11 protein-coding genes are annotated in these 11,536 nt (G+C 44.1%); 1 reads left to right on the top strand and 10 read right to left on the bottom strand.

Translation table 11 applies throughout. The features are described 5' to 3' along the window. The 6 genes from ABUA34_RS00855 to rho form a co-directional block, all read right to left on the bottom strand. On the bottom strand, positions 1-490 hold a 490-nt coding region (locus ABUA34_RS00855), incomplete at its 3' end, for an aminotransferase class I/II-fold pyridoxal phosphate-dependent enzyme (RefSeq protein WP_349822691.1). A gap of 1 nt (position 491) precedes the next feature. Then, on the bottom strand, positions 492-1,568 hold the full coding sequence (gene prfA, locus ABUA34_RS00850) for a peptide chain release factor 1 (protein WP_015534158.1): 1,077 nt from the start codon (positions 1,566-1,568) through the stop codon (positions 492-494). Between the two features lie 52 nt (positions 1,569-1,620). After that, positions 1,621-2,460, bottom strand: a complete 840-nt coding sequence (gene prmC / locus ABUA34_RS00845) for a peptide chain release factor N(5)-glutamine methyltransferase (protein WP_242849640.1) — start codon at positions 2,458-2,460, stop codon at positions 1,621-1,623. Between the two features lie 39 nt (positions 2,461-2,499). After that, on the bottom strand, positions 2,500-3,471 hold the full coding sequence (locus ABUA34_RS00840; RefSeq protein WP_238050320.1) for a DUF1385 domain-containing protein: 972 nt from the start codon (positions 3,469-3,471) through the stop codon (positions 2,500-2,502). Between the two features lie 87 nt (positions 3,472-3,558). After that, positions 3,559-3,765 (bottom strand): 50S ribosomal protein L31, encoded by a 207-nt coding sequence (gene rpmE / locus ABUA34_RS00835; RefSeq protein WP_004853176.1) that lies wholly within the window; start codon positions 3,763-3,765, stop codon positions 3,559-3,561. Positions 3,766-3,918: 153 nt separating this feature from the next. Next, positions 3,919-5,541, bottom strand: a complete 1,623-nt coding sequence (gene rho / locus ABUA34_RS00830) for a transcription termination factor Rho (protein WP_238050321.1) — start codon at positions 5,539-5,541, stop codon at positions 3,919-3,921. A 277-nt stretch (positions 5,542-5,818) separates the two neighbouring features. On the opposite strand from rho, the gene ABUA34_RS00825 reads away from it, so the two are divergent. Then, entirely contained in the window at positions 5,819-6,352 is a 534-nt protein-coding gene (locus ABUA34_RS00825; RefSeq protein WP_015534160.1) for a DUF4364 family protein, read from the top strand. Between the two features lie 100 nt (positions 6,353-6,452). Here the strand turns inward: ABUA34_RS00825 and yihA are convergent, their stop codons facing one another. From yihA to clpP, 4 genes are all read right to left on the bottom strand, one after another. Beyond that, positions 6,453-7,049 carry a ribosome biogenesis GTP-binding protein YihA/YsxC gene (yihA, locus tag ABUA34_RS00820; RefSeq protein WP_015534161.1) on the bottom strand — a complete coding sequence of 199 codons (597 nt, stop codon included), beginning with the start codon at positions 7,047-7,049 and terminating at the stop codon, positions 6,453-6,455. Between the two features lie 10 nt (positions 7,050-7,059). Then, positions 7,060-9,363 (bottom strand): endopeptidase La, encoded by a 2,304-nt coding sequence (gene lon / locus ABUA34_RS00815; RefSeq protein WP_117874156.1) that lies wholly within the window; start codon positions 9,361-9,363, stop codon positions 7,060-7,062. Between the two features lie 118 nt (positions 9,364-9,481). Continuing rightward, complete coding sequence (gene clpX / locus ABUA34_RS00810; RefSeq protein ID WP_022216030.1) at positions 9,482-10,792, bottom strand: ATP-dependent Clp protease ATP-binding subunit ClpX; 1,311 nt, start codon at positions 10,790-10,792, stop codon at positions 9,482-9,484. A 136-nt stretch (positions 10,793-10,928) separates the two neighbouring features. After that, positions 10,929-11,510 carry an ATP-dependent Clp endopeptidase proteolytic subunit ClpP gene (gene clpP / locus ABUA34_RS00805; protein ID WP_015534163.1) on the bottom strand — a complete coding sequence of 194 codons (582 nt, stop codon included), beginning with the start codon at positions 11,508-11,510 and terminating at the stop codon, positions 10,929-10,931. Positions 11,511-11,536: the final 26 nt, after the last annotated feature.

Genomic DNA, 11,536 nt, shown 5'->3' with positions numbered 1-11,536 from the left:
CCACATTCTTTATGTCCTCGTATATTCCTGTAGGGGCATTTGGATTAGGGAATACGATTCCCCCGTTCTCTCTGTAGTAATTCTCCTTCACCAGCCTGAAGTTTTCGTCAAGTGCCGGTCTCTCGTAAGGGATACTGAAAAGCTCTGCCCACACATCATAGAAGGAATATGTAATGTCAGGGAACAATATTGGTTTGTCAGAGTTGAAAAATGTAAGAAACGACATGGCAAGCACATCATCCGAACCCACTCCCACAAATACCTGTGAAGGATCAACTCCGTGATACTCTGCAAGCACATCGACAAGTGCCGATGCTGTTGGATCCGGATATAATCTGAGTGTATCGATATCCATCATTACATTCTTCACTCTCTGTGACGGGCCGTACGGATTCTCATTCGTATTGAGCTTTATCACATCTGTATCCCTAGGCTGTTCACCCGGAACATAAGGTTCTACTTTTCTTATATTGTCACTCCACGCTGCCATATTATTCCTCCTCATTCACCTGTGCCAGCTTTGCTGTCTGGTCAGCCGCTATAAGACTGTCTATAAGTTCATTCAGATCTCCGTTCATGATCTGGTCAAGCTTGTATAATGTGAGCTTGATCCTGTGATCTGTAACTCTTCCCTCAGGGAAATTGTATGTTCTGATCTTCTCTGATCTGTCTCCTGTTCCTATCTGGCTTCTTCTGTCCGCAGCCTCTGCGTCATGCTGCTTCTGGAGCTCCATGTCGTACAGCTTTGATCTCAGAAGGGCAAATGCCTTTGCCTTGTTCTGGAGCTGTGATTTCTCTGTCTGGCTGTAGATCACTATTCCTGTAGGTATATGTGTAAGACGTACTGCCGAATCGGTTGTATTGACACACTGTCCACCGTTTCCTGATGCTCGCATTACATCTATTCTTATATCATTCTCATTTATCTCTACATCAACTTCCTCAGCCTCAGGCATAACCGCAACTGTTATGGTCGATGTATGGATTCTTCCGCCTGACTCTGTCTTAGGTATACGCTGTACTCTGTGTACACCACTCTCGTACTTCATCTTGGAGTACGCACCGTCTCCGGTGATCATGAACACAGCCTCCTTGAATCCTCCGATACCGTTCTCGTTGACACTCATAAGTTCAACCTTCCACTTGAACTGGTCAACATATTTCTGGTACATTCTGTACACCTCATATGCGAACAGAGCAGCCTCATCTCCGCCTGCACCAGCGCGGATCTCCACGATTACGTTCTTGGAATCGTTAGGATCCTTTGGAAGCAGAAGAATCTTGAGTTCCTGCTCTATGGTCTCGAGATTCGCCTTTGCCTCATTCATCTCTTCCTTTGCCATCTCGCGGAGCTCCTCGTCGCTCTCCTCCTCAAGAATCTCAAGACTGTCCTCTATGGTAGTCTTTGCATCCTTGTACTCATGGTACTTCTCAACTATAGGTGAGAGATCGCTCTGCTCCTTCATGAGCTTTCTGAATTTGTTCTGATCTGACACAACATCAGGATCGGTGAGCTGATTATTTATCGTATCAAGCTTATCTACAAGTTCTTCTAATCTGTCAAACATATCTATACCTCTCTATATTCATTCTGTCACGCTGTCTCCTGCAGCGTTAAATCTACCGGTTATCTTCTCTGTCATATCTGCCGTACACCACCCGGTCATTACCACTCAGATCCTGTACAACATGTATATCGTCATAACCTGAATCTACAAGGAGGTACTGTACATCTTCTGCCTGATCATTGCCAATCTCGAATACAACATATCCTTCATCCTTTATATATTCTCTCGCCTTATCGGCTATTATTCTATAAAAATACAATCCATCCGCCGTTCCGTCAAGTGCCAGATGTGGTTCATGCTCCCTGACCTCCGGCATGAGTGTCTCTATGACATCACTTCTTATATATGGAGGATTCGACAGTATGAGGTCATATTTCCCGGATATCTGCTCAAAGAGATCCGTCCTGACCACTTCAAATCTATCATCCCCTGCACACAGTTTCGCTACATTTCTCCTTGCAAGACCGATCGCTGCCTCAGATACATCGGCAAGTACGATCCTGCTGTTCTTGTTCCAGAGTCCAAACGATACTCCTATGCAGCCCGAACCGCAGCACATGTCCAGAACATCAACGTTATGGTCAGCGTCCTTTACAAGCTTCAATGCCGTCTCAACAAGAGTCTCTGTGTCCATCCTTGGAATGAGCACATCTTCTGCGGTATCAAAATCATATCCCATGAAATTCTGCTCACCTGTGATATACTGAAGCGGAATCCTTGTGCTCCTCTTTTCTATGAGCTTCATGTAGGCTTCCGATTTATCATCATCCACGTCATCTTCTCTGGCCATGATCATATCCATACGGTTCATACCCGACAGGTACTGCCACAATATATCAGCGTCTATATCCGCATCAGGAACATCACTTTTCTCCAGCCTGTCCCGTCCCATTCTCAAAAGTTCACACAGCTTCATCTCTATCGAAATCCTTTAATCTTCTATCTCGCCCTTGTGCATGGCGTCCTGGTATGCCTCCCAGTCTATAACTGCCTCCACGGACTTTATCGCAACTGCTATCATGTCAAGATCCGGCTCCCTTGTGGTGAGTCTCTGAACCCACATTCCCGGAACTGACAGCGCATTTGCAAGCTTTGAATCACTCTTGCCAGCAAACATTATAAATTCGTATGATATACCGGCGATTACCGGAACCAGCAGCAGTCTTATGACAAGTCTGAGCCATGCCGTATCTGCGCTTATAAACATGAAAACAATTATGCTTATTATCATTACGATGAACAGAAAGCTTGTTCCGCATCTCTTATGATATCTTGAATACTTCTTCACGTTCTCCGGAGTCAGTGGCACCCCAGCCTCAAAACAGTTGATCGTCTTGTGCTCTGCCCCATGGTACATGAACACTCTCTGTATATCCTTCATAAGCGATATGAGTGCCACATATCCCAGGAATATTCCAAGTCTTATAACTCCCTCTATGGCAGACATTATGATCCTGTTATCTATAACCTTGTCTATGAGTTCCCCGATAAATGCAGGAAGCATCATGAATAACGCGATGGCAAATACAAGTGAAAATAACACTGTACCTATCATCGCCGCATCGTCCGCTCTTTTCTGCTGCTCAGGTGTCCTCTCTTTTTTCTTTTCTTTTTTCTCTTTCTCCGCCTTCTCTTTCTCCGCCTTCTCAGGCTCCTCGTCATCGTAAAACGATGCTGAGTATGTGAGGGTCTTCACTCCTATCACGAGGGATTCCACGAAATTGACAACTCCCCTGATTATAGGAACTCTGAAAAATACACTTCTCGATGCCATGGACACATAATCCACAACTTTCACTTCTATATCTTTATCCGGTTTTCTGACTGCCACCGCATATCTGTCGCCATTTTTCATCATGACACCTTCCATGACAGCCTGACCGCCTATTCTTACTCTCTTCACGCCAATCTCCTATCGGTATATTTAACTGGATAATAAAAAAACAGCTTGAGATTATTGTAAAATAACCTCAAGCTATCAACGTTTTTATTAGTTGGCCTGAACGCCATACTTCTTATTAAACATATCAATTCTACCACGTGCTTTGATTGCCTTCTGCTGACCTGTGTAGAATGAATGACACTTTGAGCAAATTTCTACGTGAATCTCTTCCTTTGTTGATCCTGTAACGAACTCGTTACCACAGTTACATACAACCTTTGCCTGATAGTAATCTGGATGTATTCCTTTACGCATTCTTTTTCACCTCTTTACATATATATTTATATATGAGAACAGGCATAAAGCCAGGGTTCTTCATAACACAACTTCTGTATTCTAACATAGTGGCCAGTACAATGCAAGCAGTTTTTTGATTTTTTTGACAAAATCATCTCAACAATCCTGCTGTTATTTTCTGAGAAGTGACTGCTTTACATAGTGGATAAATTCTTTGTTGTTTCTGGTACGAACAAACAGCTTTCTGACATCCTCAAGAATATCCTCTGATTTACTTCCCATGAGCTCCTTGTGAATGGCTGTGACAACCTCCTGCTCTTCCTTGTTGAGGAGAAGATCATCTCTTCTGGTGCCGGATTTTGCTATATCTATGGCAGGGAATATCCTCTTCTCTGAGAGCTTTCTGTCAAGCACAAGCTCCATGTTACCGGTTCCCTTGAACTCCTCAAATACAACGTCATCCATCTTGCTGCCCGTGTCGACCAGCGCTGTGGCAAGGATCGTAAGGCTTCCTCCCTCACGCATGTTTCTGGCGGCGCCAAAGAATCTCTTTGGCATGTGAAGCGCTGCAGGATCAAGACCACCTGACAGAGTTCTTCCGCTAGGAGCGACCGTGAGGTTATACGCTCTTGCCAGACGTGTGATACTGTCGAGCAGGATCACGACATCCTTCTTGGACTCCACAAGTCTCTTTGCTCTCTCAATGACCATCTCTGACACTCTCTTATGATGCTCTGGAAGCTCATCAAATGTTGAATAGATAACCTCCACATTAGGGCCCTCTATGGACTCTCTTATGTCTGTTACCTCCTCAGGTCTCTCATCTATGAGAAGGACGAGCAGGTGCATATCCTCATATTTTCTGCTGATCTGCTTTGCGATCTGCTTGAGAAGAGTCGTCTTTCCTGTCTTAGGTGGTGAAACGATCATGCCTCTCTGTCCCTTACCTATAGGGGCAAGAAGATTGATCATCCTGATAGGGATAGGAGCACCGTCTCCGTCAAGCTCTATCCTCTCATTAGGGAAGATAGGGGTCATCTCCTCAAAGCTCTTGCGGGCCGCTATGACCGCAGGATCCTCATCGTTCACGCTTGCCACATATAAAAGGGCACTGAACTTTTCTCCCTGTGTCTTGTTTCTTATATTACCTGTGACTATATCTCCTGTCTTGAGACCAAATCTTCTGATCTGTGCCGGTGACACATATATATCCTGATCTCCCGGAAGATAATTTGCACTTCTTATGAAGCCATATCCCTCAGGCATGACCTCAAGTATTCCGTGAGCCTGTCTTCCACTGTCGAGCTCCGGCAGATACTCGTTCACGTTCTGTGCCGCCTGATTTGACTGGACTCTGTCCTGGTTCTGGCCTCTGTCCTGGTATCTCTCCTGGCTCTGACCTCTGTCCTGATACCTTTCCTGGTTTCTGTCCTGATTCTGACCTCTATCCTGGTATCTCTCCTGATTCTGGCTGTGATCCTGATATGTAGCCATTCTTCTCATACGTCTCTGTCCATTGTTCTCCCTGGAATCATCACCTCTTGAGCCCTCAGAGTGATGTACTATCCTGGTTTTTCTGTATTCTGTGTCTCCGGCTGTCTCTCTGACCACATGCTCAGTCTTAGGCTCTGACACATTTTTCTTATTTTCCACTGAAACCGCTGTCACATGCTCCTCCACATATTTTATGAGGAACTGCGCAAGCTCCGCCTTCTTCATTCCCGAGCAGCCTTTTATACCATTATCCTTGGTAAACTGACGCAACTCTGCAAGAGAAGCTTTACTAAAATCCATATATAATTGTCTCCTTTCACTGAAACCAATGATTAACAAATAAATTAAGTATTATGGGAATATAAACACTCTAAGAAATAAGTAGTGTCTCTCAATGATACATCAAATTCAATTACGGTAAAAAAATAAAAATGCGCTAAGCACGCATATTATTCCCGCTCATTATAACATAAATAGAACAATTGTAAATATATTGATTTTAAATTTTACTAATGTTATCATATGAATGTTGTCCGTTCATCAGCACGGACAAACATTTTAACAAAGGATACACGATATGGGAACCGAATCTATTGTATTATATAAACTCATAGTGCTCTATATGCTTGACAGAGTTAACTTCACTCTGACCAATTCACAGATTTCAGACTTTGTTCTGGAGAAGGGCTACACCAATTATTTCACTCTTCAGGAAGCCATAAATGGACTTATAGAAAGCGAATTTGTATATGTATCAAGCATAAGAGGCGCATCCCATTATAAGATAACCTACAAAGGTGAGGAAGCCCTGAGCATGTTCGAGAACAGGATCCCATATGCCATCAAACAGGATATACTGGATTTCTTTGAGAAACAGCAGATCAACCTCAAAAAGGAAACTGAGATACAGTCTGACTACTACCTCAACGATTCCAATGAATATACCGTCTCCTGCGTCATCAACGACAGGAACGAGCCGCTGCTGGATATAAAGTTCAGCGTGCCTACCCAGGCCGTGGCTGTTGCCATATGTGACAACTGGCGTCAGAAAAGCACTGAGATATATGATATACTCGTAAAACAGTTATGGGCATCCAACACATCCAGCTAATATCAGCATAAAAATGACTGAGAATACCGAAAAGAATTATACTCCTCGATATTCTCAGTCATTTTTTTGTCTATTTATCTGACTATATGTTCATATTACTTTACTGCTGCTCCTGTGCCAGTGTCTCCTCTATGAGATTCCAGATCTCATCTCTTCCCTGCTTTGTCTGTGCGGAGAACGGTATCATCGTTGTTCCAGGAACAAGATCCAGTTTCTCACGTATGAGCTTCAAGTTCTTCTGAACCTGGCTTCTCTTGATCTTGTCCAGTTTTGTGCAAATGATCACCGGCTCATAGCCATTGTCCACGATCCAGTCATACATCATGCAGTCATTCTCCGATGGCACATGTCTTATGTCTATCAGCAGGAATACCTTTTTGAGCTGCGGAGAACCGTGAAGGTATCTCTCGATCATCTTGCCCCATTTTGCTCTTATCTCCACCGATACTTTTGCATATCCATATCCCGGCAGATCCACAAAGTACAGATTTTTATTTACATTATAGAAATTGATCGTCTGTGTCTTACCTGGCTGCGCGGATGTTCTGGCAAGCGACTTCCTGTTAAGCAATCCATTTATCAGAGATGATTTTCCTACATTTGACTTGCCGGCAAATGCGATCTCCGGGAGATCGTTATCAGGTAATTTACTTGTAATTCCACACACAGTCTCAAGCTCAGCGCTCTTTACTATCATATACTTCTCCTTATCTGACAAGGGCAAGGTCAAGCACCTGCCTCATGTCTTCCACTAAATGAATATTGACTCCCGATGTTATCTCTTCATCCAGCTCCAGATAATCGCTCTCATTTTTCGACGGTATCAGTATATCTTTAACACCGATCATCTTGGCTGCAAGGAGCTTCTCCTTCAGGCCTCCAATAGGAAGCACCTCTCCTCTGAGAGTTATCTCTCCTGTCATAGCTATTCTGCCATTAACCGGCACGTTAAATATGGCTGAATACAACGCTGTCGCCATGGTTATTCCGGCAGACGGACCATCCTTTGGAACTGCCCCCTCCGGTATATGGATATGGAAATCGTGCTTTGCAAAGTAATCGTCTCCAAGCGCCAGTGATTCCTTGAGGGATCTGATATAACTCATTCCCGCATAAGCGGATTCCTTCATAACATCGCCCATCTTACCTGTGAGCTGAAGAGTTCCTGTCCCCGGAAGCACATTGACCTCTATCTCCAGAGTGACACCGCCAACCGCCGTCCAAGCAAGGCCTCTGACAGCGCCAATTTTATTCTTCAGATTTCCATTCTCATCTTTATATTTGTATGGGCCAAGGAAATCCTGGATATTCTTCTTTGTGACTTTGACCACATCCATCTCACCGGTGAGTATCTTGCGGCAGGCCTTCCGACACACCTTGTCTATATTTCTCTCAAGACTTCTGACTCCCGCCTCTCTCGTGTAGTGGCTTATGATCTCCCTTATGGCACCGGCATCTATCTTGAACTGAGATTTTGTCAGTCCGTTCTTCTCACGGGTCTTCTCCACAAGGTACAGCTTTGCTATATGATACTTCTCATTCTCCGTGTATCCCGATATATTTATAACTTCCATTCTGTCGAGGAGCGGCCCCGGTATACCGGAGAGGTCGTTCGCCGTTGCTATGAACAGTACATTGCTCAGATCCACCGGCACTCCAAAATAGTGATCATTGAACTCTTTGTTCTGCTCACCATCAAGCACCTCGAGAAGTGCCGATGACACGTCTCCCTTGTAATCACTGCTCACCTTGTCTATCTCATCGAGAAGCATGAGCGGGTTGTTCGTCTTTGCCTTTATCATGGATTGTACAATCTTTCCAGGCATAGCTCCCACATATGTTTTCCTGTGACCTCGGATCTCCGCCTCATCGTGGACTCCGCCCAGTGATAAGCGGACATATTTCCTCGATGTTGCACGGGCTATCGACCTTGCTATGGATGTCTTTCCTGTTCCCGGAGGTCCCACAAGACAAATGATCGGAAGGTCCCCCTTATTGCTCAATATATGAACAGCAAGATAATCAACGATCCTCTCTTTGACCTCCTCAAGGCCATAGTGATCTTTGTCAAGTATGTCTATGGCTGACTGCAGATCATTATTATCTTCCGTTGACACATTCCACGGATAGCTGAGCATCACATCGATATAGTTTGCCGACACACTGCTCTCAACTGCATTCTGAGGTATGCCCTTATAGTAATTTATCTCTTTTTCTATCTTATCGTATACTTCCTGGCTGCAGCCCGCCTCATCGAGTCTCTTCTGAAATTCTCTGACATTTGCATCTACGCCGTCGTCACCAAGCTCCTTACGGATAACGGACATCTGCTCTCTGAGCACATACTTTCTCTGATTCTCAGCGGTCTCCTGATTGACCTTTTCCATGATCTCTTTCTTGATCTTGCCGATTCCGAGAACTTCCTCCATTATCTGTATCAACCTCATAGCGCGGCTTCTGACATCTAGCATCTCCAGAAGCTCCTGCCTGTTGTCATCAGATATATTCACATAGTCGGCCATGCTGTCAACCAGCTTTCTGACAGACTTGAATGAACGTATCTCCCTGTACAGAACGTTGTTCTTCACTATACCCTCGTCAAATGCTTCCTTAAGCTTTTCCTTGAGTATGCTCTGTATAGCCTTCTCCTCATCCTCGCTGATGTCGTTAGTCTCCTCCACATCTGTCACGTGGCACACATAATATTTATCCTTGCTGTAATCCACAAGGCGCGCTCTCTTCTCAGTCTGTATGAGAACTCTCATGCCTTTGTTCTGAAGTCTGACAAACTGCTTTATCCTGGCTATGACACCTATCTCATAAAACGAAACTGTCTTATCGCCGTTCTTATGAACAGGATTTGCCAGAAATATACATTCCTCATTCTTGACTGCATGTCCCACCGCCTCGCAGGCTTCACGCGTTGTCGCATCAAGATAGAAGGACAATTCCGGCATAACCACGCCATCGTCAAGACTAATCATTGTCATCTCTAACATTTTCTCATTCATACCTGTTATCTCCGTATATATCATTAAAAAATAAGACGTTATCAACACTGCACATTTAAAGGCTTATAAGGGCGCAAATGTATGTCAGCGTTGTAACGTCTCATTTCGGCAATAATGACTATGCACTCTCGCCGTTATCTGTATTTGCCTTTTTCTTCCTTACCTTTTTCTTAGGAAGGTCTGTATCCTCTGATGGATCTCTGTAAGTCAGTACAGGTTCTTCATCGCCTGTTATGACACCCTTGGTAATAACACACTTCTCTATAGTTGGATCTGAAGGGATCTCGTACATAAGATTAAGTGTAGCATTCTCCATGATAGCTCGAAGTCCTCTAGCTCCGGTCTTACGCTCCATAGCTTCCTTTGCTATCTCTCTGAGTGCATCATCCTCTATCTCAAGCTGAACTCCATCAAGCTCAAAAAGCTTCTTATACTGCTTGCATATTGCACTCTTTGGCTCTGTCAGTATTCTCACAAGTGCATCCTCATCCAGAAGATCCAGAGTCACTGCAACAGGAACTCTTCCCACAAATTCAGGGATAAGTCCATACTTTACAAAGTCATGTGGCATAACCTGCTTGAGGAGCTGTCCAACGTCCTGCTCTGACTGCTCTATAACCTCTGCATTAAAGCCAATTGATTTCTGGCCAACTCTGTTCTCTATGATCTTCTCCAGTCCCTCGAACGCACCACCACATATGAATAATATGTTGGTCGTATCGATCTGGATAAGCTCCTGATGCGGATGCTTTCTTCCACCCTGAGGTGGAACTGAAGCCACAGTGCCCTCTATTATCTTTAACAAAGCCTGCTGAACGCCCTCACCCGACACGTCTCTGGTTATGGATACGTTCTCGCTCTTCTTTGTGATCTTGTCTATCTCATCAATATAGATTATTCCATGCTCAGCTCTCTCTATGTCATAATCAGCGGCCTGTATAAGCTTCAGGAGAATGTTCTCAACATCCTCTCCTACATATCCAGCCTCTGTGAGAGTTGTAGCATCTGCTATTGCAAAAGGAACGTTTAACAATTTTGCAAGGGTCTGGGCAAGATATGTCTTACCTGATCCCGTTGGGCCAACCATGAGGATATTACTCTTCTGTAATTCAACCTCAAAATCCTTCTGCGCAAGTATTCTCTTATAATGGTTGTACACGGCAACCGCCAGTACCTTTTTTGCCTCTTCCTGACCTATTACATACTCATCAAGAAATTCTTTTATTTCCTTTGGCTTTAACAGATTGATATCACCATCTGAATCAAGTCCTGCGTCAACCAGTTCTTCTTCTATTATCTCTGAGCATATCTCTACGCATTCATCACATATGTAAGCCCCAGGTCCGGCTATGAGTTTTCTAACCTGATCCTGTGTCTTATTACAGAAAGAACATCTGAGCTGTTTTCTCTCGTCACTACGATCTGCCATTACAATACCTCGATTATTCACTATTTATAATTGTCTGGAGCCAGTCTTTTCCAGAATCTGCGAATACATCGCCGGTTCTGCAGGCTGGCTCCAACCAACTGATACATCTTCTACATATCAGATATCTCTATCTGTATTATCTGTTTGTTATAACGCTGTCGATAAGGCCGTATGCACAAGCCTCCTCAGCAGTCATCCAGTTATCACGATCTGTATCTGCCGCGATAACATCAAGTGGTTTTCCTGTATTCTCACTCAGCATTTTGTTGAGTTTCTCTTTTGTCTTTAATATATGTCTGGCTGCGATCTCTATCTCTGTTGCCTGTCCCTGAGTTCCACCAAGTGGCTGATGTATCATGATCTCCGAGTTTGGAAGTGCATATCTCTTGCCCTTTGTTCCTCCTGCAAGAAGAAATGCTCCCATGCTCGCTGCCATTCCACAGCATATTGTTGAAACATCACACTTGATATATCTCATTGTGTCATATATTCCCATTCCGGCTGTAACTGATCCACCCGGACTGTTGATATATAATGAGATATCCTTTGAAGGATCCTCTGACTCAAGGAATAACAACTGTGCTATAACAAGGCTTGCAGTTGCATCATTGACCTCATCTCCAAGAAAGATGATTCTGTCTTTCAGCAATCTAGAATAAATATCGTATGTTCGCTCTCCGCGGCTAGTCTGTTCTACAACGTATGGTACCAATGCCATGTTATCTACCTCCAATACATATCAAG

Origin of the sequence: Coprococcus sp. RTP21428st1_C9_RTP21428_210409 (assembly GCF_040227395.1) — a bacterium.
Classification (GTDB): Bacteria; Bacillota; Clostridia; order Lachnospirales; family Lachnospiraceae; genus Coprococcus; species Coprococcus aceti.
This window is presented reverse-complemented; position numbering and strand designations above follow the sequence as displayed.

Bases quoted from the DNA above. Each gene is read 5' to 3' on its own strand.
- prfA (WP_015534158.1), bottom strand. From the start codon at position 1,568: ATGTTTGACAGATTAGAAGAACTTGTAGATAAGCTTGATACGATAAAT.
- prmC (WP_242849640.1), bottom strand. From the start codon at position 2,460: ATGGGACGGGACAGGCTGGAGAAAAGTGATGTTCCTGATGCGGATATA.
- rpmE (WP_004853176.1), bottom strand. From the start codon at position 3,765: ATGCGTAAAGGAATACATCCAGATTACTATCAGGCAAAGGTTGTATGT.
- rho (WP_238050321.1), bottom strand. From the start codon at position 5,541: ATGGATTTTAGTAAAGCTTCTCTTGCAGAGTTGCGTCAGTTTACCAAG.
- ABUA34_RS00825 (WP_015534160.1), top strand. From the start codon at position 5,819: ATGGGAACCGAATCTATTGTATTATATAAACTCATAGTGCTCTATATG.
- yihA (WP_015534161.1), bottom strand. From the start codon at position 7,049: ATGATAGTAAAGAGCGCTGAGCTTGAGACTGTGTGTGGAATTACAAGT.
- lon (WP_117874156.1), bottom strand. From the start codon at position 9,363: ATGAATGAGAAAATGTTAGAGATGACAATGATTAGTCTTGACGATGGC.
- clpX (WP_022216030.1), bottom strand. From the start codon at position 10,792: ATGGCAGATCGTAGTGACGAGAGAAAACAGCTCAGATGTTCTTTCTGT.
- clpP (WP_015534163.1), bottom strand. From the start codon at position 11,510: ATGGCATTGGTACCATACGTTGTAGAACAGACTAGCCGCGGAGAGCGA.